The organism is Granulibacter bethesdensis (assembly GCF_001889545.1).
GTDB classification, from domain to species: Bacteria; Pseudomonadota; Alphaproteobacteria; order Acetobacterales; family Acetobacteraceae; genus Granulibacter; species Granulibacter bethesdensis_B.
Genome location: NZ_CP018194.1, coordinates 956,229 through 979,840 on the forward strand (window position 1 = coordinate 956,229; position 23,612 = coordinate 979,840).

Genomic DNA, 23,612 nt, shown 5'->3' on the forward strand with positions numbered 1-23,612 from the left:
CAGAAAAATCAGGCGGCAAGACGCGGCGGCAGGATGGCTGGAACAGCTTCCCCCCGAGCGGCGGCAAGAAAATTGGCCAGAATGGCATGGCCATGGCGGCTGGCGATGCTCTCCGGATGGAACTGCACGCCGCAAATCGGCAGGGAGCGATGGCGCAGCCCCATGATGAGACCATCTTCCGTCTCGGCGGTAATTTCCAGCACGTCCGGCAGGGTCTCCCGCTCGACGATCAGGCTGTGATAGCGGGTGGCTTCAAACGGGTCAGGAAGGCCGGAGAATACATCCTGCCCCCTATGATGAATGGGGGAGGTCTTGCCATGAAGCGGATAGGGCGCACGGCAGACAACGCCACCAAAGGCCTGACCGATCGTCTGATGACCAAGGCATACCCCGAATAGCGGGATGGTGTGTTCAGCCGCGGCCTGCACCAGCGGCAGACAAATTCCTGCCTGCTCCGGTGCGCGGGGGCCGGGGGACAACACGATCGCCTCCGGGCGCAGGGCGATGGCCTGTTCCACGGTAATGTGATCGTTGCGCCGCACATCGCAGGTCACGCCCAGATCGCCCAGAAACTGTACCAGGTTGAAGGTAAAGCTGTCGTAATTGTCGATCAGAAGGATCATCGTCACCGCACCCGGCGTTCCGCTTGGTTGTCTGCTCTGAACACAGAGTGTTTATCCTCTGCATCTCTGCCTTTGTTGTTCTCATCGTGGCGCGTTTCAATCCCCGCGCCCAGACCGTTGTTGTCATGCCGGAAATGTTTCTGGCGCTGAGCCGCTTTCCATTGAGCCATGAAGGGGATCAGCATCTCCATTCCGGAAAGCGCACAGAAAACGGGTGAGGATGGAACGAGCTTCTCCCAGTGCCGTCTCCCAGTCACCGGGTGTTGGCTGCCGGACGATCCGCATGGAAGGATACCATGCGGTGCGGGTGCCATGCATGCGCCAGCGCCAGTCCGTGGTGAAACGGTTCAGCATCAGCACAGGTTTACCAAGAGCACCGGCCAGATGGGCAACGGATGTATCCACCGTAATCACCAGATCCAGCGCCATAATCAGTGCTGCCGTGTCCTCAAAGTCGGAAAGATGCATGGTTGGATCAAGCAGGTTCATCCCGGCGGGAGGGTATTTGGCTTCCTGTGCCGGTGGCCCTTTCTGGAGCGAGACGAAATGAGCGCCGGGAAGTTGGGAAAATGCCGCGAAAGCAGACAAAGGCAGGGAGCGCTGGGCATTCCAATGCTTGTGCCCGGCATCATCATCCCGGATGCTGCCAGCCCAGCAGAGGCCGATCAGGGCATCGCCTGGCCGGGGGCCAAGTATTTGCCGGAATGTGCTTTTCCACTGCGCTTCATACGCTGAGGATGCAGACAGATAAGGGACCGGCTCTGCATTGCGAATATAGGGATCATTCATCACATGCGGCAGGCTGAGCAGCGGGCAATGCAGATCGTAATGCGGCAGGGTCGCACCGCGCGGCACGACTGACATAATGCCGGGAATATGCCTGATCAGCCTGACCAGAGGTTGATCCACCTCCACTACGATCCTGTGCTGCCTGGCCAGAACAGGCAGGTAGCGAGCGAATTGCAGCGTATCCCCCATACCCTGTTCGGCCCATAGCAGGATGGTCTGGCCCTGTGTGTCCTGTCCTTCCCAGCGGGGGCAGGGGAAAGGACGTGGTTGCCGCCCGTCACGGTGCCATCGCGCCTCATAAAGCGCGTACCCTTCCTGCATCGTGCTGAGCAGCATCAGCACATAGCCAAGATTGAATTCCGTTGCCGGATGACCGGGCCTGAGCGCCAGTGCCCGGCGCAGCAGCGGTTCTGCTTCCTCCGGTCGGCCAAGATCCTTGCAGGCGCCGGCCAGAGACAGCAGCAGATCGGGGTTGTCAGGCTGCCTTAAGACGGCTCGGGTCAGATAGGGAACGGCTTCTTCGAGTGCGCCCGTCGCGGCGCAGAGTGTGCCAAGTGCTTCCTCTGCCGCTTCATTGTCCGGGCTGGCGGCCACCACGCCGCGCATCAGGGTGACGGCTTCCTCACTGCGTCCCAGATCGTGCAGCAGGGAGGCCAGACCAACCGCATAGTCCGGGCGGTTCGGCTCCAGATGCAGGGCGTTGCGGAACGCGGTTTCCGCCTCTTCATGCCGCGAGTCCTGCAGACAGGCATGAGCCAGCGTATTCTGGATCTGGCCATCCTGAGGGGCCAGTTTTGCCGCCTGCCGCAGAATGGCAGCGGCAGCGCTGTAGTCCTGCCGTTTGATCAGCAGCAAGCCCAGAAGATGGGCAGGCGCAGGATCAGACTGATTTTCCCGCCATGCCTGTCGGTATGCATTTTCGGCGTCTTCGAGCCTGTCCTCCCGGTGGGCAGCGCGGGCGCGTTCGAACCAGGACTGTTCAAACATGCTCACGAAACAACCCCGGTGGCGAAAAGGTGATGCATCTGAAAACCATGCCGCTTTTGCAGGACTTCACCAACGCGCAGCCGGTGACAGATATGAGGATCGGTTTCGTAACAAAGCAGGCAGCACGGTGCCTGACCAGCCAGTGTTGCAGCTTGCTGAAGGGCCATCTCTGCTTCCGGTGTGGTCAGTTTTTCGTCCACGATGGACCAGAAGCGAGGCCAGTCACGTCTCTTGTTAGCTTCCCGTCCTTCAGGTGGGGTGCCAAGCGGGCGGAGATGGACATAAGAAATTCCGTGCTCCGCCAGACTGTTGGCAAGGACGGTTTTTGAAAATCCAGCCCGTCTGGATAACGGGCGATCCCGGACATCAATCAGTGTTTTGACCCCGGCCTGAAGCAGAGCCTCAATGACGTCCCGCTGAGCCGTTTTCTCATAGCCAATGGTATAAAGTGGCGCAGGGGACATGACGTGGTTATTCCTGTGCGTCTCGGGTCGCAGCGGCAAAGCGGATGGCTTCTTCCGCGGCACGGAACAGGGCGCGGGCTTTCTGCCGGGTTTCCTCGTATTCGGCAGCGGGATCGCTGTCGGCCACCACCCCGCAGCCCGCCTGCACATGCATCATGCCATCCTTTACCACCGCGGTGCGCAGGCCAATGCAGGTATCCATGGTGCCATCAGCCGCGAAATAACCGATGCAGCCAGCGTATATCCCGCGCCGGTCTGGTTCCAGTTCCTCGATGATTTCCATCGCCCGGACTTTTGGTGCCCCGCTCAGCGTGCCGGCCGGGAATCCGGCACAGAGCGCATCTACCGCATCCAGACCCGCTTTCAGCGTGCCGCGCACTTCGGAGGAAATGTGCATCACATGGCTGAACCGCTCGATCACGAAGCTCTCCGTCACCCGTACGCTGCCGAGTTCGGACACGCGGCCCACATCATTGCGACCGAGATCAATCAGCATCAGATGCTCGGCCCGTTCCTTGGGGTCGGCAAGGAGCTCCTGCTCCAGCGCCTGATCTTCCTGCGGGGTCGCTCCGCGCCGTCTGGTGCCGGCGAGGGGACGGATCGTGACTTCTCCATCGCGCAGACGGACCATGATTTCCGGGCTGCTGCCCACCACGGCAAAGCCGTCGAAAGCCAGATGATACAGGAACGGAGCGGGGTTGATCCGGCGCAGTGCCCGATACAGGGCGAGGGGTGGCAGGGAGAACGGTGCAGAGAAGCGCTGGCTCGGCACCACCTGAAACACGTCTCCGGCACGGATGTAGTCGATAGCCCGCACGACACCGGCCTCGAAATCCTCGCGGCTGATATTGGATGAAGGCTCGATCGTGCCGACGCCATCGCTGCCGCCATCCTGGGGCAGGCCCGTCACCATGGCACAGGCGGGCAGGGGACCAGCCAGACGGGTGAGGGCAGCCGTAATTGTTGCGCAGGCCCGCTCATAAGCATCCCTGGCGCTGATATCGGAGCGCGGGAAGAGAGGTGCCGCGAGGGTCAGGCCATCCTTGACCGTATCGAAAATCGCCATCAGGGAAGGGCGGCCCAGAATGGCTTCCGGCACGTCCAGCACGGTCTGATTTTTGGTGGGCAGCACTTCCATCTGCCGCACCATGTCATAGCCGAGATAGCCGACCAGCCCGGCTGCCATAGCGGGCAGACCATCCGGGATATCCAGCCTGGTCTCGGCGATCAGGCGGCGCAGACTGTCCAGCGGTGTGCCGGGTTCGGGCGTGAATGCTCTGGCGTCGGTCAGGGCGGCCCGGTTGATTTCAGCCTGACCATTCCGGCACCGCCACAGCAGATCGGGGCGAAGGCCGATAATGGAATACCGCCCGCGTGTGGCGCCTCCCTCGACACTTTCCAGCAGGAAGGAGTTCGGCTCCCCGTTGGCCAGCTTCAGATAGGCGGAGACCGGCGTTTCCAGATCAGCCACCGCCTGTGCCCAGACCAGCACGCCCTCACCCCGCTCATAGGCGGCGTTGACTGTTTCGAAATCCGGGAAAAAAGGCGGGGGCGTCATTGTTGCAGTATCCGTTGCAGCAGAGCGTTGTTGACCCGCGCATCGGCTTTGGACCGCAGCGATGCGAGGAATGTATTTTCCAGATCCTCGGCCAGCCCTTGCGTGATCTGTTCCTGCGCCTGTGAGAAGGCAGCCGGGTCGTCCTTTTCGGTCGGGCTGAGAATACGGGTCAGGCGGATGACAGCGAAGCCATCCGGCGTGTTCACCATGGTGCTGTCATTGAGCTTCAGGGCAAACAACGCGCGTCTTATATCGGCGCTGACATCGCCGGTTTTGCCTTGACGTGTCAGCAGGGGAATCTGCTTCAGCGTGCCGCCGGAGAGGGTGACGGCATCAGCCACGGACTTTCCTTCCTGCAGGGCGAGCATGGCGCGGGTGGCGGCCTCTTCCTGGCTGTGGTGGCGTTTGTCCTGTATCCAGTCCGCGGTCACTTCGGCCTTGACTTCGGAGAAGGGGCGCAGGGCGCCGGGAATAATGTCCTCCACCTGCACGGCGAAATAGGTGGTTGGTCCGGCGGGCGCACCCGGCTGGCTCTGCGGCGTCACGGGCACCAGATGCGGCGCATCGCCTTTTTTCATGGAGAACGCAGCGGTGATGAGCGCCTGCTTCAACTGGTCAGAGCCGGGGATGGGGGCCGGGGTGCCTTCACGGGTATTGCCCTGCATGTCCAGCTGCCCTGAAATCGCTGCCACTGCGTCCGCGTCCGGAAGCTTGTCATCAAGGGTCGATCCCTGAGCGAACGCTTCATCCAGATGTGCGGAGCGGTCATAAATCTGCTCCATGGCGCGCTGGGTGGAGAGGATCTGTCTGATCTCCTCCTTCATCTCCTCAAAGCTACGATGGGTGGCAGGCTGGATTTTGCCGACACGCACGATATGCCAGCCGAGCGAATCGTGAACCGGCCCGGCAATCTGATCGGTTTTCGTGGTCTCGAAAGCCAGAGGCATAAGATCAGGAAGCGGCAGCTGTTGTCTTGTGATGCCGGCCAGTTCCACCGCGCTGCCGCCATCGGCATTGGCCAGAGCGCTGATTTTTGTCCAGTCAGCCCCATTTTTCCATTGCTCGGCCAGCGCTTTGGCCTTTGCTTCATCCGGCACCAGAACGATGCTGACATCCCGCTTTTCCGGTGTGTCGAAATGGCTGCCATTCGTGTCGTACCAGGCATGGAGGTCTTTTTCCGGTACCTCTATGGCTTTGGCGACCGTTTCCGGGGTCAGGACGATGGCCTTGATCCGGCGGTATTCCGGGGCGGTATAGCGTGCGGGATGGTTGGCCCAGTAACGCTCCAGTTGCTTGTCAGTCGGCTGGGGCGGGGCAGGTGCTGCGGAGACCGGAATTTCGATCATGTCACCGCTGCGTTGCTCCTTCTGCCAGGCGAAGAGCGGAGCCACCAGAATTTTGGGGGCGCTGGCTCCGGCGCGGATCGCGTCCAGAAGCTGGCGTTCCGTCATAGTACGCCGCAAATAGGCGACATAGCTGTCTTCCGTCAGACCAACACTGTTCAGAACGGCATTAAAGCGTGCCTGATCAAACTGGCCCTGATCGTTTTTAAAGGCAGGAATAGCGTAGGTCGCCTGCCGGATATCGGCATCCGGTGTGGTCAGCCCCATTTTTCTGGTCAGGTCATCCAGCACTGTTTCCGTCACCATCTGCTGCAACGCCTGCTGAGCCACCATTTTGCGCATGTCGGGTGGCACATCCTGCCTTCCCCCGCCCATCTGCTGGCGCACGCGATTCAGCTCTCTCTGATAGGTGGCCTGAAAAGCCTGAGGTTCGATCCGGCTGCCATTGACGGTGGCGAGTGCGCCGCCCCCGGTGGCCTGGGTCCAGACGTCAGAGAATCCCCATCCCACGAAGGCCAGCACCAGAAGGCCGAACAACAGGCGCACTGGCCACGCATTGAGAGAGTTTCGAAAGACAGCGAGCATGGGGCAGATATCCATGGAGCGTATAAGGGCGGGCACCATAATGCGGCTTGACCGTCAGGGAAATGGTCTCGCTGGTGCTGATAGAGCCGGGCTGTATTTTGCGTCTTGCCCGGAACCGCCTTACTGAGAGACCGTCCATGCCGCAGAAAGGCGGTTTTTAGATTTCGGAAGGGTCCCGATACGCCATGCGCCAGCTGATTGCCGGAAACTGGAAAATGAACGGACTGCGCAGTACGTCGGAGCCGTTGTTGCAGGCCCTGCGTGATGCGGCTCCTCAGGCTCTCCAAAGTTGCGACATGCTGATCTGCCCGCCTGCGACACTGATTGCGCATGCGGCGTCGGTTCTGGCCGGTAGCGGGATTGAGGTCGGGGCACAGGATTGTCATATGGCCTGTTCCGGCGCGCATACGGGCGATCTGTCTGCGGAAATGCTGGTCGAGGCAGGGGCGCGCTGGGTGATTCTGGGGCATTCGGAGCGCCGCCGCGATCATGGTGAATTGAGTGAAACAGTGCGTGAGAAAGTGCTGGCAGCCCGCCAGTTCGGTCTGACCCCGATCGTCTGCGTCGGCGAAACAGAGGATGAGCGCGCCTCCGGCCGGGAGACGGAGATTGTTGGCTGGCAGATCAAGGGCAGCCTGCCGGACGGTTTTGCAGCGGAGTCGAACAGTGTTATTGCTTACGAGCCGGTCTGGGCCATCGGTACCGGGCGCACGGCGACGGTAGAGGATGTGGCCATGATGCATGCCTTTATCCGCGAGGAGCTGGTCCGTCAGTTCGGAGAAGCCGGGCGGGGCATCCGGATTTTATATGGCGGCTCGGTCAAGCCGGAGAATGCGGCCAGCCTGCTGCGCGTGCCGGAGGTTGGTGGTGCGCTGGTCGGTGGCGCGAGCCTGTCGGCACAGGATTTTCTGGCCATTGCCGCGGCTTCTGCCTGACCGGAAGCCGGCATGCAGGGAGGGCCGGGCATACCGGCATGGGGGATGTCCGCATTTTGCGTAACGGAATGCTTTGCAGAGTCCGGGCATATCTGTAGAAACCGCGCCGGTTACCCGCTGCGGTCACCCCGTTATGGTCACCCCATTACGGTCACAGGGCCTTTGTCATGTCGGCATGATGGCTTTGAAAGACGATCCTCGGCTCTGACCGTGCTATATGGTTGGAACGATCATCTGGAATAACCGGCCTCCGGCCGCGAAAGGCTGCTTATGAATACCGTGCTGCTGATAATCCACCTGTTCGTGACTCTGGCGCTGATTGGCGTGGTTCTGATCCAGCGCAGCGAAGGGGGCGGTCTGGGCATTGGCGGCTCTCAGGGAATGGGATCGTTCATGAGCGGTCGCGGCACCGCCAATCTGCTGACGCGCACCACGGCGATTCTGGCGACGCTGTTCATGCTGCTTTCCCTGGCGCTTGCGCTGCTCAATCGCGGTACGGCGGGTGTCGGCCATTCCGTGCTGTTTGGTCAGGGCACGCCTGCTGCACCTTCCAGCCCGTCATTGCCCGCTGCCCCGCCTGCGCATCCGGCGGCCGGCAGCCAGCCTGCCGCGCCTGATACAAAAACAGCTGCTCCCCAAACGCCTTCGGCGCCGCAGGTGCCGGCCAATTAATGATGAGCGCGTCTCCTCACGCACTGTATTTGTCCTGTTCCTTTGCCACGGAAGATTGAGATCTCATGACGCGGTTCGTATTTATCACCGGCGGCGTGGTTTCTTCCCTCGGGAAAGGAATCGCTTCGGCGGCCCTCGGTGCGCTGTTGCAGGCGCGTGGTTATTCCGTCCGTCTGCGGAAGCTTGATCCTTATCTCAATGTCGATCCGGGCACGATGAGCCCGTATCAGCATGGTGAGGTGTTTGTGACCGATGACGGGGCGGAAACCGACCTTGATCTCGGCCATTACGAGCGTTTTACCGGTGTGCATGCCCGCAAATCCGATAATGCGACCACCGGCCGCATCTATTCCGACGTGATCGCGCGGGAGCGGCGCGGCGATTATCTGGGCGCCACGGTACAGGTGATCCCGCACATCACCGACGCGATCAAGGATGCGGTGACACGTGATCTGAACCCGGACCTCGATTTCGCCCTGATCGAAATCGGTGGAACTGTCGGCGACATCGAAAGCCTTCCTTTTCTTGAGGCGATCCGCCAGCTGGGCAACGAGCTTGGCCCGTCACGCACCATGTTCGTGCATCTGACGCTGGTGCCCTACATTCCTTCCGCGGGGGAACTGAAGACGAAGCCGACGCAGCATTCGGTGAAGGAACTTCAGAATGTCGGTATCCAGCCGAACATGCTGCTGTGCCGCTGTGACCGTCTGATCCCGGAAAACGAGCGTCGCAAGATCGCCAATTTCTGTAATGTGCGTCAGGAAGCGGTCGTCTCGGCGCTGGATGTCGATACTATCTACTCCGTGCCGATCCGCTACCACGAGGAAGGCATGGACCGGGAGGTTCTGCGGCACTTCAATCTCCCGATTGAGAGAGAGCCGGATCTGACCCGCTGGCGTCAGATTGCCGATGTGGTACGCGCCCCTGATGGCGTGGTGAAGATCGCAATCGTCGGTAAATACATCACCCTGCTTGACAGCTATAAGAGCCTGGCCGAGGCGCTGGTCCATGGCGGTATCGCCAATCGTGTGAAGGTCGAGATTGACTGGGTGGACAGCCAGATTTTCGAGCAATCCGACTCTGTGCAGCGTCTGGAAGGAGTGCACGGTATTCTGGTGCCGGGCGGCTTCGGTGAGCGTGGAGCCGAAGGCAAGATTGAGGCGGTGCGCTTTGCCCGTGAACACAAGGTTCCGTTCCTGGGAATCTGTTTCGGCATGCAGATGGCGGTGATCGAGGCGGCGCGAAATCTCGCCGGATTGCCCGATGCGTCCTCCACCGAATTTGGACCGTGTGAGGTGCCAATTGTCGGGCTGATGACCGAATGGGCGCGTGGGAATGACCTTGAGCGTCGCTCGGCCTCCGGTGATCTGGGTGGCACAATGCGGCTGGGTTCCTATCCGGCGGCGCTGATCGAGGGATCGCTGGCTCGCGAAACCTATGGTGGCGTGCCGGTGGTGCAGGAGCGTCATCGCCATCGCTATGAGGTGAACATCCATTACCGGGAGCAACTGGAAGCTGCCGGTCTGCGCTTCTCCGGCCTCTCTCCGGATGGGGTGCTGCCGGAGATCGTGGAATATGCCGATCATCCATGGTTCATTGGCGTGCAGTATCATCCGGAACTGAAATCCAAGCCGTTTGATCCGCATCCGTTATTCTCCGGTTTTGTGGCCGCTGCGGTCCGGCAGGCGCGTCTTGTCTGATCGCGAGGATAGCGGGCAGGCGCGGATTGTCACGGTTGGCAATGTGCGTTTCGGCAATGATCTGCCTTTCGTCCTGATCGCGGGGCCATGCCAGATTGAAAGCCGCGCGCATGCGGAAGATGTGGCGGCGGAACTGCATGCGATCTGTGCGCGGCTGGACATCCCGCTGGTGTTCAAGGCCAGCTACGACAAGGCCAACCGAACCAGTGTCGGTGGTGCGCGCGGGGTCGGGATGGAGCGCGGCCTTGATATTCTGGCCGGGATCAGGGAACGGTTCGACATTCCGGTGCTGACCGATATTCATGATATCGGGCAGTGCAAACCGGCGGCAGAAGCCGTCGATATTCTGCAAATCCCGGCTTTTCTGTGTCGCCAGACTGATCTTCTGCTGGCAGCCGGGGAAACCGGTCGCACGATCAATGTCAAGAAAGGGCAGTTTCTGGCCCCCTGGGACATGCGGAACGTGGCCGCGAAAATTGCTTCGACCGGCAATCACAATCTGCTGTTGACGGAGCGTGGTGCCAGTTTCGGCTATAACACGCTGGTCACGGATTTTCGGGCGCTGCCGATCATGGCGCAGACCGGCTATCCGGTGGTGTTCGACGCCACGCATTCGGTGCAGCAGCCGGGTGGTCAGGGCACGGCATCGGGGGGAGACCGTACCTTTGCCCCGATTCTGGCACGCGCGGCCTTGGCCGTCGGCGTTGCCTCCGTGTTCATCGAATGCCATCCCGATCCGGATCGGGCACCGAGCGATGGTCCGAATATGATTCCGCTCGACCAGATGGAGGAAACCCTCCGCCGGTTGAAGCAGTTCGATGTGCTCGGTAAGGCTGGCTGACGTCAGAGCGCATGATCACGTCACGGGAGGGGAAACAGCATGACAGCCGATAAACCCCTCCGTTACTGGCAGGATATGAGCTGGCCCGAGATCGCCGCCCTTGATAAGGAGGCCGCCATTGCTGTTCTGCCTGTTGCGGCGGTGGAACAGCACGGACCGCATCTGCCATTATGGGTCGATGCAGCCATTAATGAGGGGCTTCTGAAGCTTGCTCTCGATCGTGTGCCCGATGATATGCAGGTGCTCGCACTGCCGATGCAGGCAGTGGGATGGAGCGAGGAGCATATCGCCTTTCCCGGTACGCTGACCCTCTCTGCGGATACGCTTTTGGCTGTACTGCGGGATCTGGGGGCCAGTGTGGCGCGTGCCGGGTTCCGGCGTCTGGTGTTTCTGAATTCCCATGGCGGGCAGCCGCAGATTCTCGATATCGTGGCGCGGGAGCTTCGTATCCGTTTTGGCATGTTCGTCACGGTGTGTGGCTGGACCAGGCTCGGGGTGCCGGACGGCCTGTTCTCGCCGCTGGAACGGTCGACGGGCATTCATGGGGGGGCGCTGGAAACATCCCTGATGATGCATCTGCGGCCCGATCAATTGCGTCTGTCACGGATTGATGATTTCGTGCCGGCGCATCGGGATGATTCTCATCGGCATCTGTCGGCGACAGGACGGATTCCCTATGCGTGGACAGCACAGGATCTGAATCCCGGCGGAGCATGCGGGGATGCCAGAGCGGCCAGTCCAGAGAAGGGGCGTATTCTGGCCGAGCATCTGGCCAGCCAGTTTGTCAGCCTGCTGCATGAGATTGAAAAATTCGATCTGGCCCGGTTGCAGGAAGCGATTGATTCATCGCTTGTAAAACGGCAGTGAAACGAAATCCGGGACAGGATGTTGTAACCCGGATCGGCCTTACCGGGGCGACACCATCAGGACAGGATGCAGACGATGACGCGGGTTGACAGGAACGGCTTCGATAGGACGGGCCGATTCAGGAGCTTCGGCCAGCGCATGGCAGGCATTCTGAGTGTGGCGGGATTGCTGTTGCTGACAGCCTGTTTTCATCATCCGGCGCAGAATTACTTCATATTCTTTGCCCCGGATGCGTCTCAACCGAAAGCTGACAGCCTGCCAATTTTGAAAGTGGCGGTGACCTACGCCAAGGATCATCCCGATCAGAATATTATTGTGGTCGGCTATACGGACCCTGTCGGCTCGGCCAAGGATAATCATGATCTGTCAGAAGAGCGTGCCGACACTATTCGCAAGGATCTGATCAAGGCCGGCATTCCGCAGGCCCGGATCACGGCGCGGGGTCATGGACAGACCCAGCCGGAATGGAACAATCAGGAAAGCCGCCGGGTCGAGATCAGATTCGAGCACCCCTGATCAGGAGACGGGATTATGCAGCCGTCTCCCGGTGCGGTTCTGTTTGTCTGTCTGGGTAATATATGCCGTTCTCCATTGGCAGAGGCTGCTTTTCGGAGGGAGGCTCAGCGTGCCGGCCTGACTGTGGAGATTGATTCTGCCGGGACTGGAGGCTGGCACGCAGGCGAGCCCCCTGATCCTCGTGCCCAGACCATAGCGCGGCGTCATGGAGTGGATATTTCAGGCTATCGGGCGAGACAGCTCAGCGCGGATGACTTTAGTCGTTTTACCCATATCATTGCACTGGACCGCGATAATCTGGCTGCCTTGCGCCGTTTGCGTCCGAAAGATTCCAGGGCTTCCCTCAGTCTGCTTCTGGATGAAGTGTCTGGAAGAGAGGGCCAGTCTGTCGCCGACCCTTATTATGGCGACTTGAAAGATTTCGAGATGACCTGGACCGATGTATCGGCAGGTGCGTCTGGTCTGGCGGTGCGGCTTTTGCGGGAACGGAATACGCCATCCGGCTAAGGGGCGCTTTCACAGTCTTCTATGCCTGCCCCTATGACGACGGGGCCAAGTCCGTTGCTCTGTGATCTGCAACCGGTCGTGGCATTGCTTTTTCCAGAGTTGATCGAGGCTGAGGAATTGCCTCCGGCCGATGCGACTGAAGAAGAGGGGAGCATGGCAGACTGGCTGTTTGCCGTGCTGCCGCCATTATTCATGGAGGCAGGATAGGCGGCCGGGTTTGTATTCGTCAGCACGGCGCTGCCTTCTGCCGGCCGTGCAGCGGTATCGTCGGTGGCGCGATTGACGGCGCCGGTGGCGGGGCGGCTGGCTGTTTCAGTGGTCGGGCTGCTCTGCTGCACAGTGGTTTGTGCTGCAGTCTGGGGGGATGAGGCTTGGGGGGATGAGGTCTGGGCCGGACAGGGGAAGGACAGAAGGCTGCCTGCCAGGAAAGCCGAAATGAAAATAAACAGGTCGGTGCTGATCCGCCGACAGCGGGGATGCTGTTTCAGTCTGCTCATAACCTGCCTCCCTGTTTTACATGGGCTATTTCACATGGGCCATGAAAAGAACGGTTCAACCGGCATCCAGATTGCGCAGGGCATCTCCCCGACCGAACAGCCGCAGCAGGGAGCGTGCTGCCAGTCCACGGGGGCCTGTCAGGCCGGGATCCTGATCCAGCAGATAGGCGGCATCCCGGCTGGCGATGCGCAGGAGCCCCGCATGCCGGTCCGTATCCGCCAGTCGCCAGGAGGGCAGGCCCGATTGTCGCTTCCCGAGCAGATCGCCACCTCCCCGCAGCCGGAAATCCTCATCGGCGATCAGGAAGCCATCTTCCGTATCCCGCAGTAATGTCAGACGGCGACGCGCGGTTTCGTTCATGCCGTCTTCATGCAACAGCAGGCAGAAACTGGCCGCAGCACCACGGCCGACCCGCCCGCGCAACTGATGCAACTGGGCCAGTCCGAATCGCTCGGCATGCTCCACCACCATGATACTGGCTTCCGGCACGTCGACGCCGACTTCCACCACGGTCGTTGCCACCAGCAGGCTGGTGCGGCCCGCGGCGAACTCGGCAAGGGCGGCCTCGCGTTCGGCGCTGTCCTGCTGACCATGTGCCAGCCCGACCTTATCACCGAACCGGGCACGCAGCGCGGCAAAACGCTCCTCTGCCGCTGCCAGATCGCTGACGGCGCTTTCGCTGACCAGTGGACAGACCCAGTAGACACGATCACCCTTGTCCAGCGCCCGGCCGATACCATCGATCACGGCGTCCAGCTTGCCCAGAGGGTGCAAGGTGGTGCGGATGGGTTGGCGTCCAGCCGGTTTTTCGGTCAGGCGGCTGACATCCATCTCGCCCCATTGCGTCAGCAGCAAGGTGCGGGGGATCGGGGTGGCGGTCATGACCAGCACATCGGTCCGGCTGCCTTTGCTGCCCAGCATGCCGCGTTGCTCGACTCCGAAGCGATGTTGCTCGTCAATCACCGCGAGGCCGAGATCACGATACTGCACACTGTCCTGAAACAGCGCATGGGTGCCGACGATGATCCTGATCCGCCCGGCCTGAATACCCAGCAACAGATTGCGTCTCGCCACCCCTTTGACCGAGCCGGTCAGCAACCCGACCTGCACCGGGGAAAGTTTCGACAGGGTGCGGTAATGCTGTTGCGCCAGTAATTCCGTGGGGGCCATCAGGGCCGCCTGCGTACCCGCCTCCACCGCACGCAGCATTGCCATCAGCGCCACCAGCGTTTTGCCGGCCCCGACATCGCCCTGCAACAGCCGCAGCATGCGCCTTGGGGCCGCCATATCCCCATCTATTTCGGACAGGGCCTGAAGCTGGGAGCCGGTCATCGGCTTGCCGAACCGGGCCAGAGCTTCCTCCCGCAAGGTATTGTCGCCGGAGAGAGACCGGCCCGGACGCTGCCGTTCGCGGCGTTTCATCCATGCCATGGCCAGTTGATGGGCGAACAGCTCGTCATAGGCCAGCCGTTCATGCGGGGATTGATCCGGTATTTGCTCCGGCTGATGCAGCGCATGCAGCGCGGCACCGAAACAGGGCCAGGATTTCTTCGCCAGCAGATGCGGATCAATCCATTCCGGAAAATCGGGCAGGCAGCCTAGTGCTTCTTTCAGCGCACGACGGATCTGGCCCGGAAACAGTCCGGCGGTGAGTGGCCAGATCGGCTCGATGGCCGGAATGGTGTCCATCTGGGTGATGGGGACGATATGGTCAGGATGGGGAAAGGTAATTTTTTCACCGAACCTGTCGGTCTTTCCGGAAACCGCGACCTGGGTACCGATCGGCAGGCGATCCAGCCGGGCGCGGCTGAAGAACACGATATCTGCCTCATGTCCCTCCCGGTCCATTACTTTTACACGCCATGGCTGGCGTCTGGTGGTCGGAGCATGATGCGCCATGACTTCCAGCGCGATTGTCACCACCGTGCCGGGCTGAGCTTCCCGCAGAGCGCTGATGGCCGTGCGGCGGGTAAAGCCGTCCGGCAGGTGAAACAGCAGATCCAGCACCCGCGTGCCACCGCAGGCTTTCTCCAGCAACGGGGCAAGAGCCGGGCCGATGCCGGGCAGGGAGGTCAGTGGAGCGAACAGGGTGGAAAAAGGATCGCTCTCCACCGGTGCGTGATCTCCCTGATGTGAACCGGTATTTTGAGCTGAATCGCAGATCGTGACCGGATCGTGGATATGGCGGGCTGACAAAACGGCCCATGCGGCTATATGAACCGGCCTGATGGTCCATGAAACCCCCCCTTCTGATCTTTCCCCTGTTCCTGATCCCGCTCTGGAATCACGACGCCGTCGTTTGCTGTTCCGGGCCACGCATCGTGGCACGCATGAGAATGACATCCTGATTGGCGGCTATGTCGCGGCCCGTCTGGAACAGTTTTCCGAAGTGGAGCTGGAGGCGCTGGAGGCGATCATGGATCTGCCCGATCCCGACCTCGCGGACTGGCTGACCGGGCGCAGGCCGATCCCGCCGGATCATGACACCCCCTTGCTCCGTGCGATGAAGGACGCCGCCGGACGTTGAACGGAGACCCGCGATGCTGACAGTTTACGGTGCTCCCGAGGGTTGGGATGCGGTTCTGATCAATCGTCGTCGTCAGGAGACGGGCGGCACGATCGTGCATGTGGCGCGGGACGATGCCCGTGTGGCGCGTCTGGCCGAGGCTCTGCGGTTTTTTGCGCCCAAGATTGAGGTGCTGACTTTTCCCGCCTGGGATTGTCTGCCGTATGACCGGGTTTCCCCCAATCCGGAGTTGGTCAGTGAACGTGTGGCCACGTTGGCGCGGCTGGCGGAGACACCTGATTCTCCGCGAATCGTGCTGACGACATTCAATGCGCTGGTGCAGCGTGTGCCGCCACGGACCCAGTTTCGCGGCACCGGGCTTGATCTCGGGGTGGGCGATCTGGCTGACCCGGACGATATGGCCAGGTTTCTTGATCAGCACGGCTATGTGCGCGCCGGCACGGTGATGGAGGCCGGGGAATACGCGCTGCGGGGCGGGATCGTCGATATTTTCCCCTCCGGTGAGGCGGAGCCGATCAGGCTTGACCTGTTCGGTGATCAGATTGAAAGCATCCGCCGCTTTGACCCAACCACCCAGCGCAGCGGTGAGGCGGTGGAGCGGCTGGTGTTACGCCCTGTCAGCGAAATTCCGCTCGACAAGGACAGCATCACCCGTTTTCGTACCGCCTGGCGGGAGGTATTCGGTCAGGACGCAGCGCAGGATCCGATCTATCTGAGTATTTCCGACGGGCGGCGCCATGCCGGGATGGAGCATTGGGCACCCCTGTTTCAGGAGAGCATGGAAACCCTGCTGGACTACGTGCCTAACGCGGTGGTGGGTCTGGACCATCAGGGCGAGGACGTTCTGCAATCCCGTCTGGAGATGATCGAGGATCATTATCAGGCACGGCGCGCCCCGGTGCGGGAAGGGGAAACCCCCTACCGCGCCCTGTCGCCGGAGCGTCTTTATCTGACCCGAACGGAGTGGGATGCAGCGATCACCCCACGCCAGCCGGTGATTTTCTCTCCGTTCGACCGCCCGGATGGAGCGCAGGGTGTGGATGGCGGCGGTCGCCCCGGTGCGTTGTTCGCGAAAACTGCGGCGACGGAAGGGGGCAACTCCTTTCAACAATTGCGGGATGCTTCTCAGCAATGGGCCAAGGATGGCCGGAGGCTGATCGTGGCGGCATGGTCGCGCGGCTCGCGCGAGCGGTTGATGCATCTGCTGCGTGAGAACGGCATAAAGGCCGAGACTGCCGGAACTTTCGAGGGAGCGCGCAACCTGCCCTTCGATACGGCGGCGACGGTGGTGCTGGGGCTGGAGCGTGGATTTCTCGCCGAGAAAATCGGTGTTGTCAGCGAACAGGATCTGTTGGGCGAGCGTATCGCCCGTCCGCCGCGCAAGCGCAAAAGAGCCGACCAGTTCATCGCCGAGGCCACTGAAATCGCTGAGGGCGATCTGGTGGTGCATCAGGATCACGGCATTGGTCGCTATGACGGGCTGGTGACGCTGACGGTCAGTGGTGCGCCGCATGACTGTCTGCGCCTGCTGTATGACGGCAATGACAAGCTGTTCCTGCCGGTCGAGAATATCGAGATGCTGTCCCGCTTCGGTGCGGAAACGGCGGGTGTGGCGCTGGACAAGCTCGGTGGCGTCAGTTGGCAGAGCCGCAAGGCGAAGATGAAGCAGCGCATCCGCGACATGGCGGGTGAACTGATCAGGATCGCCGCGGAGCGCAAGGTGCGTGAAGCGCCGATGCTGACCCCGCAGGAAGGCGCGTGGGACGAGTTCTGCGCCCGTTTCCCCTTCGCGGAGACGGAGGATCAGGCACGTGCCATTGCCGATGTACTGGAGGACATGGCCTCCGGTCGCCCGATGGATCGCCTGATCTGCGGCGATGTCGGGTTCGGCAAGACCGAGGTCGCCTTGCGGGCCGCTTTCGTGGCGGCGATGACCGGCGCGCAGGTGGCGGTGGTGGTGCCCACGACCCTGCTGGCGCGGCAGCATTATCGCACCTTCGCCAAACGGTTCGAAGGGCTGCCGGTGACGGTTGCCCAGCTTTCCCGCATGGTCACGGCCAAGGAAGCCAGCCGGGTGCGGGCGGGGTTGGCGGATGGCTCGGTGAATATTGTGGTTGGCACGCATGCGCTGCTGGCCAAGACGGTGCAGTTTGCCGATCTCGGCCTGGTGATCGTGGATGAGGAGCAGCATTTCGGGGTCTCCCACAAGGAGAAGCTGAAGGCGTTGCGGGCCGATGTGCATGTGCTGACGCTGACGGCAACGCCGATCCCGCGCACGCTTCAGCTCAGCCTGTCCGGGGTGCGGGAGATGAGCCTGATCGCCACCCCTCCCGTGGATCGGCTGGCGGTGCGCACCTTCATCATGCCGTTCGACAGTGTGGTAATCAGGGAGGCGATCCAGCGCGAGCGTTTCCGGGGTGGTCAGGTTTTCTGTGTCTGCCCGCGTCTGGAAGATCTGGGCCGCATGGCGGAACGTCTGGCCGAGATCGTGCCGGAGGCGAAGCTGATCACCGCGCATGGCCAGTTGGCCCCCACCGAGCTTGAGCGGGTGATGACCGAATTTGGTGACGGCAAGCACGATATTCTGCTGGCGACGAATATCGTCGAAAGCGGGCTGGATATGCCGGCGGTGAACACGATCATCATCCATCGCGCCGATATGTTCGGTCTGGGACAGCTTTATCAGCTGCGTGGACGGGTCGGGCGCGGCAAACAGCGCGGCTATGCCTATCTGACCTGGCCGCAGGCGCATCGTCTGTCGGTCGCGGCGGAAAAGCGGCTGGAGGTCATGCAGACGCTGGATACGCTGGGGGCGGGCTTTACGCTTGCCAGTCACGATCTGGATATTCGCGGCGCGGGTAATCTGCTGGGTGACGAACAATCCGGCCATATCCGCGAGGTCGGGATCGAGCTTTATCAGCAGATGCTGGAAGATGCGGTGGCCGATATGCGCCATGCCAGCCATCGGGAGTCGGCGCGCGACTGGACACCGAATATCGGTCTGGGTCTGCCGGTGCTGATCCCGGAGACTTATGTGCGTGATCTGCCGGTCCGTCTTGGCCTGTATCGTCGCATTGGTGCTCTGGCCTCTGATGCGGAGACCGAAGCCATGGCGGCGGAACTGGTGGACCGGTTCGGCCCCATGCCGGAAGAGGTCGAAAACCTGCTTCAGGTGGTGTCGCTTAAACGGCAGTGCCGCCTCGCCGGGGTGGAGAAGCTGGAAGCCGGGCCGAAAGGTATGGTGGTACAGTTCCGGGGCAATCATTTTGCCAACCCGGCCGGTCTGATTGCCTGGCTTGCCAGTGTTCAGGGGACCGGGGGCGTGTCGGGGCAGGGTCTCAAATTGCGGCCTGATCACAAGCTGGCGCTGGTCTATGACATGACTGTGGCAGAGCGTGTGCAGGTTGCGAAAACCCTGCTGGGCAATCTTGTTCGCTTGACGCAACAGGCGCAGGCGGCATGATCAAAATATGAAACAACCGCTCGGCTCCCTGCTGCATGTTCTGGTCGGCAAGTCCGCGCCACTTGGTGAGCGGCAGATGCCGAGCGCGATCGACAAGCGCCCGGTTGCCGGTGCCCTGCATGCATATCGGAACGGGTTCGCCGAGGACGAGCAGGCGGATCGTCGCGTTCATGGCGGCCCGGACAAGGCGCTGCATCACTATCCGGTCGAGCATTATGCACTCTGGCGGCAGGAGGAGGGGGAGCATCCTCTGCTGCGTCCCGGCGGCTTCGGCGAGAACTTATCCTCCCTCGGTATCATGGAGGAGAATGTGGCGCTGGGGGATGTGTTTCGCCTTGGCGACGCTGTGCTTGAAGTCTCGCAGTCGCGTCAGCCGTGCTGGAAGCTGAATGCGCGCTTCGGCCTCAGAAAAATGGCGCTGCGTGTGCAGGAAACCGGGCGTACCGGCTGGTATTATCGGGTGTTGGAAGAAGGGGTGATCCGTGCCGGGGATCAGTTCCAGCTTCTTGAACGCCGCTCTCCCGCATGGACGCTGCGGCGCGTATGGAACGTGCTGTATGTCGATTCGCTGAACCGGGATGAATTGTCCGAAATGGCCGCGCTGCCGCATCTGCCGGAAGGCTGGCGGCGCGCCGTGCTGCGCCGTCTGGAAGTCGGGGCGGTTGAGGACTGGTCATCCCGCCTGAATGGATGAAGGGTTTATCCTCAGCCTCCGTTTTCAAGCGCGCGGCATCGCGCGTAGAGATCGAAATTTTCCTTCTCCAGCCCGGCGATTCTTGCTTCCAGCGCTGCAATACGGGCGGCCATTGCCTGCACGGGAATTTTGATCGGGATATGCGCCGCGCAGTTTGAATCCCAGGCGGTGATATGCATGATAAAGGCCTGAAGCGGCTGCCCGGCATAGGAATCGACGCGCAGCCTGTCCAGCAAAGCCGGGTCGTTATCCACCATACGGGCCTCACCCCATATCTTGACTCTGTGGCGTTCCTCGTAATCCATCAGAAACAGGCAGCATTTTGGATTTTCCGACAGATTGCCGGTGGTGATGTACTGCCGGTTTCCTTTCAGATCGGCAAAACCCAAAGTTGAACTGTCCAGAACCCGCAGAAAACCGACTGCTCCCCCACGGTGCTGTATGTAAGGCTGCCCACTGGCGCTGGAGGTCGCGAGGTAAAAGCTGTCCCGTTCGGCAATGAAATCGGCAAGAGGCTGGTCAATGCTGGATCGGAATGTTTTCTGGCTGAGCGCCTGGTAGGAGCCGAATCGTTTCTGGGCGGCCTCCGTAGCCGGAGAAAATACGGTCTGACGGGTGCTGGCCGAAGCGGAAGGCTGCATATCCTGTCCTGTCATGCTTTCTGGCGGATGTTCGGTTCGGATCATATTTTTCATCACGGCCGTTAAGGAAAAAAGACAAAGTAAAATCTCGCCCCATTGCGATCTGGCACGTTACACTCCGGATGCAACGAGAACAGGGGGCCGTATCATGGCACATGATAATAATCTGATTGCCATGATCGTGATCGGCTTCGGTCTGGCCTTTCTGTTTGGAACGGCGGCGCATCGGCTGCGTCTGCCTCCGCTGGTCGGGTATCTGTTGGCTGGGGTGGCGCTGGGGCCTTTTACGCCGGGCTTCGTCGCGGATCAGACACTCAGTTCGCAGCTGGCAGAGATCGGTGTGATTCTGTTGATGTTCGGCACGGGCCTGCATTTTTCCGTCAAGGATTTGCAGGCCGTCAAAAATATCGCTGTGCCAGGCGCCTTGTTACAGGTTTCCTGTACCAGCCTGCTGGGGTTTGGTGCCGCATTGTTGTTCGGCTGGTCGTTGGGGGCGGCGATCGTCTTTGGCTTCTGCCTTTCTGTTGCCAGCACCGTCGTGCTGATGCGTGCTCTGCAGGACCGTCACCTGATGGAAACAGCCAAGGGGCGTCATGCCATTGGCTGGCTGATTATCCAGGATCTGGTCACTGTCCTTATTCTGGTGCTGCTGCCTGCGCTGACCGGAGTGCTGAAGGGTGGGCAGATTGATGTTTTTCCATTGCTGGAAACCATTGGTCTGACACTTGGCAAAGTCATCGCTTTCATCGTGCTGATGATGGTGATCGGCAAGCGCGTGATCCCCATGGTGCTGCACTATGCCGCGCATACCGGTTCACGCGAGATTTTCCGTCTGGCGGTGCTGGCGATTGCCTTGACCGTTGCGTTCACGGCTTCTGAACTGTTCGGCGTTTCTTTTGCGCTGGGAGCATTTTTTGCAGGCGTAGTGCTGAGTGAGAGCCAACTCAGCCAGCGAGCGGCCGAGGAAAGCCTGCCGCTGCGTGATGCGTTTGCAGTGCTGTTTTTTGTTTCCGTCGGCATGTTGGTCAATCCGTCGATTCTGATCCGTCAGCCGGTGCAGGTGATGGTGACGGTTGCGGTGGTGGTGATCGGTACGCCGCTGGTGACATTTATGATCCTGCGCGCCCTCCGCCAGTCCATGAGCGCATCGATGATGATTGCTGCCGGGTTGGGACAGATTGGCGAATTCTCCTTCATTCTGGCGTCGCTTGGTGTTTCTCTCGGGCTGATGCCAAAGGAGGGACAGGATATGATCCTGGGTGCCTCCATCATCTCGATTTTCCTCAATCCCCTGCTGTTTTCCTTCTATGAGCGGAGGCGTCAGGCCTTGGCAGCCGCTCAGCAGGAGACAGTGAGCGCGTTGACCACGCCCACAGAAGACAGGATCCCCGCCCAGCCCGAGAGTGAAGAGCCGGACGATACACCGGTTCCGACCACGCTCCGGCAGCATGCTGTTCTGGTTGGGGCAGGCCGTGTCGGTGGCCTGATTGCCGCCGCCCTGCTGGAAGGTGGCAAGCCGCTGGTTGTCATTGAGGAAAATAACGAACTTGCCCGTAACCTGCGCGATCATGGGGCGGATGTGTTCCTCGGCAATGCCGCCAGTGGGAATGTTCTTGATCTCGCCAATGTGACTGAAGCGAGGCTGCTGCTGATTGCGATCCCCAACGCATTCGAGGCTGGGCAGATCGTCGAGCAGGCCCGCCAGCGAAATCCGAATCTGGAGATCGTCTGCCGGGCGCATTTCGATGATGAAGTCCGCCATCTGCAGGAATACGGTGCTGATTTTGTGGTGATGGGGGAACGTGAAATTGCGCTCGCCATGCTGAACAGGGCTGAAACGGTTGAGGTCCGGCACGATGAAAACCCCGACGAGGCATCTCCAAGCCTCGGCTTTTCGGCGGTTGCCCCGACCGATGTCTGAGCATTGATCACTGAGAAATCCGGGCAGGGGTCATACAGCACCCTTGCTCCGGCAGCCCAGCCGTTCGGTTTTGGCATAACCATGCCTTTGTGACGAAGAGTAGAGCCTGTTTCGTGCAGGTCGCCTGTGTTCAATGCCAATGACCGCTATGGTCAAAAAGCGCTGGCATGGTGACCCGGTACGGTAACAAGGAGCGTTTCCTCTCATGGTTCTCTCAGCGAAGCCGGTCCAGCGTCCGGCCAATCCGCAATTTTCCTCCGGCCCATGCACCAAGCATCCGGGTTGGTCGCTCGCGGCGCTGGATGTATCCCTATTGGGTCGTAACCACCGTATGGTCGCGCCGAAGGCCCGTCTGAACGAGGTAATCCGCCGCAGCCACGCCCTGCTTGAGCTTCCCGCCGACTGGATCGTCGGGTTGGTTCCTGCCTCCGATACCGGGGCGGTGGAAATGGCGCTCTGGTCGATGCTCGGGACGCGTGGTGTGGATGTGCTGGCCTGGGAAACCTTTACCGAAATGTGGGCTGTGGATGTCGCCACACAGCTTAATCTGACCGATTATCGGCTGTTCCGCGCTCCATGGGGTGAATTGCCTGATCTGTCGGCAGTCGATGCCCTTAACCGTGATATCGTCTTCGCCTGGAACGGCACTGCTGCCGGGGTAAAAATGCCCAATGCGAACTGGATCCCGGCTGACCGCAAGGGCCTGACGATCTGCGATGCGACCTCGGCTGCATTTGCGATGGAATTGCCATGGGACAAGCTCGATGTCGTCACATGGTCCTGGCAGAAAGTGCTGGGTGGAGAAGCTGCGCATGGCATGATCGCGCTGTCGCCTCGCGCGGTCGAGCGTTTGCTGACCTTCCATGCTCCGCGCCCCCTGCCGAAGATTTTCCGTCTGACCGAGCCCGGTCCGGATGGTAAACCCCGCTTGATTGATAGTATTTTCCAGGGTGAGACCATTAATACCCCCTCCATGCTTTGCGTCGAGGATGCGATGTCAGCCATCGCATGGGCGGAGCAACTTGGTGGCGTGAAGGCACTGATCGCACGCAGCCGGGCGAATTTCGCGGCGGTGGAACGCTGGGTTGCCCGCACTCCGTGGATTGATTTCCTTGCGAAAAACCCGGCCACACGCGCCACGACCTCCATTACCCTTCGTCCTGTGTCACCATGGTTTACCGCGCTGGATGCAGCGGAACAGGCTGCGGCGACAAAGCAGATGGTGTCGTTGATCGAGGCGGAAGGGGCCGGGTTCGACTTCGCCAATTATCGTGATGCCCCTGCCGGGTTCCGCATCTGGGGTGGCGCCACAGTTGAAACGGCTGATATCGAATGTCTGCTGGGCTGGATCGACTGGGCCTATGCTCAGGTGCAGTCTGAATACGTGCAAAAGGCTGCGTGATCGCAGCCGGTTCAGGGATCTGAACAAATGGGCCGGATGTAACTCTGTGCGGGTATGCATCCGGCCCGCTTCCTGCTGC

20 protein-coding genes are annotated in these 23,612 nt (G+C 60.8%); 12 read left to right on the forward strand and 8 right to left on the reverse strand.

Annotated elements, in window-relative coordinates; genetic code table 11:
* Positions 1-8 precede the first annotated feature (8 nt).
* The 5 genes from GbCGDNIH8_RS04215 to GbCGDNIH8_RS04235 all read right to left on the reverse strand — a co-directional run bounded on the left by GbCGDNIH8_RS04215 (position 9) and on the right by GbCGDNIH8_RS04235 (position 6,349).
* Positions 9-623, reverse strand: a complete 615-nt coding sequence (locus GbCGDNIH8_RS04215) for an anthranilate synthase component II (protein WP_072572212.1) — start codon at positions 621-623, stop codon at positions 9-11.
* 123 nt (positions 624-746) lie between these two features.
* Positions 747-2,399: a tetratricopeptide repeat protein gene (locus GbCGDNIH8_RS04220; RefSeq protein WP_072572213.1), complete on the reverse strand. Its 1,653-nt coding sequence runs from the start codon at positions 2,397-2,399 to the stop codon at positions 747-749.
* 2 nt (positions 2,400-2,401) lie between these two features.
* Positions 2,402-2,863 (reverse strand): DUF488 domain-containing protein, encoded by a 462-nt coding sequence (locus tag GbCGDNIH8_RS04225; protein ID WP_072572214.1) that lies wholly within the window; start codon positions 2,861-2,863, stop codon positions 2,402-2,404.
* Positions 2,864-2,870: 7 nt separating this feature from the next.
* Complete coding sequence (gene trpE, locus GbCGDNIH8_RS04230; RefSeq protein ID WP_072572215.1) at positions 2,871-4,421, reverse strand: anthranilate synthase component I; 1,551 nt, start codon at positions 4,419-4,421, stop codon at positions 2,871-2,873.
* Positions 4,418-6,349: a peptidyl-prolyl cis-trans isomerase gene (locus tag GbCGDNIH8_RS04235; protein ID WP_172822893.1), complete on the reverse strand. Its 1,932-nt coding sequence runs from the start codon at positions 6,347-6,349 to the stop codon at positions 4,418-4,420. Before GbCGDNIH8_RS04235 ends, trpE begins: the two co-directional genes overlap by 4 nt.
* A 185-nt stretch (positions 6,350-6,534) precedes the next feature.
* Here GbCGDNIH8_RS04235 and tpiA point away from each other — a divergent pair, with 185 nt between their 5' ends.
* The 7 genes from tpiA (at position 6,535) to GbCGDNIH8_RS04270 (ending at position 12,387) form a co-directional block, all read left to right on the forward strand.
* A complete protein-coding gene (gene tpiA / locus GbCGDNIH8_RS04240) occupies positions 6,535-7,284 on the forward strand; it encodes a triose-phosphate isomerase (protein ID WP_072572217.1) in 750 nt (249 codons plus the stop codon).
* A 270-nt stretch (positions 7,285-7,554) separates the two neighbouring features.
* On the forward strand, positions 7,555-7,956 hold the full coding sequence (gene secG, locus GbCGDNIH8_RS04245) for a preprotein translocase subunit SecG (RefSeq protein WP_072572218.1): 402 nt from the start codon (positions 7,555-7,557) through the stop codon (positions 7,954-7,956).
* 65 nt (positions 7,957-8,021) lie between these two features.
* Positions 8,022-9,656: a CTP synthase gene (locus tag GbCGDNIH8_RS04250; RefSeq protein WP_072572219.1), complete on the forward strand. Its 1,635-nt coding sequence runs from the start codon at positions 8,022-8,024 to the stop codon at positions 9,654-9,656.
* Complete coding sequence (gene kdsA / locus GbCGDNIH8_RS04255; protein ID WP_072572220.1) at positions 9,649-10,497, forward strand: 3-deoxy-8-phosphooctulonate synthase; 849 nt, start codon at positions 9,649-9,651, stop codon at positions 10,495-10,497. The genes GbCGDNIH8_RS04250 and kdsA overlap by 8 nt, the downstream gene beginning before the upstream one ends.
* Positions 10,498-10,536: 39 nt before the next feature.
* Positions 10,537-11,364: a creatininase family protein gene (locus GbCGDNIH8_RS04260; protein ID WP_072572221.1), complete on the forward strand. Its 828-nt coding sequence runs from the start codon at positions 10,537-10,539 to the stop codon at positions 11,362-11,364.
* Positions 11,365-11,502: 138 nt separating this feature from the next.
* Positions 11,503-11,880: an OmpA family protein gene (locus GbCGDNIH8_RS04265; protein WP_072572222.1), complete on the forward strand. Its 378-nt coding sequence runs from the start codon at positions 11,503-11,505 to the stop codon at positions 11,878-11,880.
* Positions 11,881-11,895: 15 nt separating this feature from the next.
* A complete protein-coding gene (locus GbCGDNIH8_RS04270) occupies positions 11,896-12,387 on the forward strand; it encodes a low molecular weight protein-tyrosine-phosphatase (RefSeq protein WP_072572223.1) in 492 nt (163 codons plus the stop codon).
* Here GbCGDNIH8_RS04270 and GbCGDNIH8_RS04275 read toward each other — a convergent pair.
* Together GbCGDNIH8_RS04275 and recG are read right to left on the reverse strand one after the other, a co-directional pair.
* The gene (locus GbCGDNIH8_RS04275) at positions 12,384-12,884 is read right to left on the reverse strand and encodes a hypothetical protein (RefSeq protein WP_072572224.1); all 501 of its coding nucleotides are present in this window, start codon (positions 12,882-12,884) and stop codon (positions 12,384-12,386) included. The genes GbCGDNIH8_RS04270 and GbCGDNIH8_RS04275 overlap by 4 nt on opposite strands.
* 55 nt (positions 12,885-12,939) lie before the next feature.
* On the reverse strand, positions 12,940-14,997 hold the full coding sequence (gene recG, locus GbCGDNIH8_RS04280; RefSeq protein WP_072573621.1) for an ATP-dependent DNA helicase RecG: 2,058 nt from the start codon (positions 14,995-14,997) through the stop codon (positions 12,940-12,942).
* A 115-nt stretch (positions 14,998-15,112) separates the two neighbouring features.
* Here recG and GbCGDNIH8_RS04285 point away from each other — a divergent pair, with 115 nt between their 5' ends.
* The 3 genes from GbCGDNIH8_RS04285 to GbCGDNIH8_RS04295 are packed head-to-tail and all read left to right on the forward strand — an operon-like array spanning position 15,113 to position 19,569.
* The gene (locus GbCGDNIH8_RS04285; RefSeq protein ID WP_072572225.1) at positions 15,113-15,412 is read left to right on the forward strand and encodes an FAD assembly factor SdhE; all 300 of its coding nucleotides are present in this window, start codon (positions 15,113-15,115) and stop codon (positions 15,410-15,412) included.
* Positions 15,413-15,425: 13 nt separating this feature from the next.
* Complete coding sequence (gene mfd, locus GbCGDNIH8_RS04290) at positions 15,426-18,875, forward strand: transcription-repair coupling factor (protein WP_072572226.1); 3,450 nt, start codon at positions 15,426-15,428, stop codon at positions 18,873-18,875.
* Between the two features lie 7 nt (positions 18,876-18,882).
* Positions 18,883-19,569: an MOSC domain-containing protein gene (locus tag GbCGDNIH8_RS04295; RefSeq protein WP_072572227.1), complete on the forward strand. Its 687-nt coding sequence runs from the start codon at positions 18,883-18,885 to the stop codon at positions 19,567-19,569.
* Between the two features lie 11 nt (positions 19,570-19,580).
* Here the strand turns inward: GbCGDNIH8_RS04295 and GbCGDNIH8_RS04300 are convergent, their stop codons facing one another.
* Positions 19,581-20,225, reverse strand: a complete 645-nt coding sequence (locus GbCGDNIH8_RS04300) for a pyridoxamine 5'-phosphate oxidase family protein (protein ID WP_216634483.1) — start codon at positions 20,223-20,225, stop codon at positions 19,581-19,583.
* Between the two features lie 133 nt (positions 20,226-20,358).
* On the opposite strand from GbCGDNIH8_RS04300, the gene GbCGDNIH8_RS04305 reads away from it, so the two are divergent.
* Both GbCGDNIH8_RS04305 and GbCGDNIH8_RS04310 read left to right on the forward strand, forming a co-directional pair.
* The gene (locus GbCGDNIH8_RS04305) at positions 20,359-22,131 is read left to right on the forward strand and encodes a cation:proton antiporter domain-containing protein (protein WP_072572228.1); all 1,773 of its coding nucleotides are present in this window, start codon (positions 20,359-20,361) and stop codon (positions 22,129-22,131) included.
* Positions 22,132-22,336: 205 nt separating this feature from the next.
* Entirely contained in the window at positions 22,337-23,533 is a 1,197-nt protein-coding gene (locus tag GbCGDNIH8_RS04310; RefSeq protein WP_072572229.1) for a phosphoserine transaminase, read from the forward strand.
* The last annotated feature ends 79 nt before the right edge of the window (positions 23,534-23,612 follow it).

What these genes read in the sequence shown, in the direction of transcription:
- GbCGDNIH8_RS04215 (WP_072572212.1), bottom strand. Translation starts at nt 623, where the DNA reads ATGATCCTTCTGATCGACAATTACGACAGCTTTACCTTCAACCTGGTA.
- GbCGDNIH8_RS04220 (WP_072572213.1), bottom strand. Translation starts at nt 2,399, where the DNA reads ATGTTTGAACAGTCCTGGTTCGAACGCGCCCGCGCTGCCCACCGGGAG.
- GbCGDNIH8_RS04225 (WP_072572214.1), bottom strand. Translation starts at nt 2,863, where the DNA reads ATGTCCCCTGCGCCACTTTATACCATTGGCTATGAGAAAACGGCTCAG.
- trpE (WP_072572215.1), bottom strand. Translation starts at nt 4,421, where the DNA reads ATGACGCCCCCGCCTTTTTTCCCGGATTTCGAAACAGTCAACGCCGCC.
- GbCGDNIH8_RS04235 (WP_172822893.1), bottom strand. Translation starts at nt 6,349, where the DNA reads ATGCTCGCTGTCTTTCGAAACTCTCTCAATGCGTGGCCAGTGCGCCTG.
- tpiA (WP_072572217.1), top strand. Translation starts at nt 6,535, where the DNA reads ATGCGCCAGCTGATTGCCGGAAACTGGAAAATGAACGGACTGCGCAGT.
- secG (WP_072572218.1), top strand. Translation starts at nt 7,555, where the DNA reads ATGAATACCGTGCTGCTGATAATCCACCTGTTCGTGACTCTGGCGCTG.
- GbCGDNIH8_RS04250 (WP_072572219.1), top strand. Translation starts at nt 8,022, where the DNA reads ATGACGCGGTTCGTATTTATCACCGGCGGCGTGGTTTCTTCCCTCGGG.
- GbCGDNIH8_RS04260 (WP_072572221.1), top strand. Translation starts at nt 10,537, where the DNA reads ATGACAGCCGATAAACCCCTCCGTTACTGGCAGGATATGAGCTGGCCC.
- GbCGDNIH8_RS04265 (WP_072572222.1), top strand. Translation starts at nt 11,503, where the DNA reads ATGGCAGGCATTCTGAGTGTGGCGGGATTGCTGTTGCTGACAGCCTGT.
- GbCGDNIH8_RS04270 (WP_072572223.1), top strand. Translation starts at nt 11,896, where the DNA reads ATGCAGCCGTCTCCCGGTGCGGTTCTGTTTGTCTGTCTGGGTAATATA.
- GbCGDNIH8_RS04275 (WP_072572224.1), bottom strand. Translation starts at nt 12,884, where the DNA reads ATGAGCAGACTGAAACAGCATCCCCGCTGTCGGCGGATCAGCACCGAC.
- GbCGDNIH8_RS04285 (WP_072572225.1), top strand. Translation starts at nt 15,113, where the DNA reads ATGGTCCATGAAACCCCCCCTTCTGATCTTTCCCCTGTTCCTGATCCC.
- mfd (WP_072572226.1), top strand. Translation starts at nt 15,426, where the DNA reads ATGCTGACAGTTTACGGTGCTCCCGAGGGTTGGGATGCGGTTCTGATC.
- GbCGDNIH8_RS04295 (WP_072572227.1), top strand. Translation starts at nt 18,883, where the DNA reads ATGAAACAACCGCTCGGCTCCCTGCTGCATGTTCTGGTCGGCAAGTCC.
- GbCGDNIH8_RS04300 (WP_216634483.1), bottom strand. Translation starts at nt 20,225, where the DNA reads ATGACAGGACAGGATATGCAGCCTTCCGCTTCGGCCAGCACCCGTCAG.
- GbCGDNIH8_RS04305 (WP_072572228.1), top strand. Translation starts at nt 20,359, where the DNA reads ATGGCACATGATAATAATCTGATTGCCATGATCGTGATCGGCTTCGGT.
- GbCGDNIH8_RS04310 (WP_072572229.1), top strand. Translation starts at nt 22,337, where the DNA reads ATGGTTCTCTCAGCGAAGCCGGTCCAGCGTCCGGCCAATCCGCAATTT.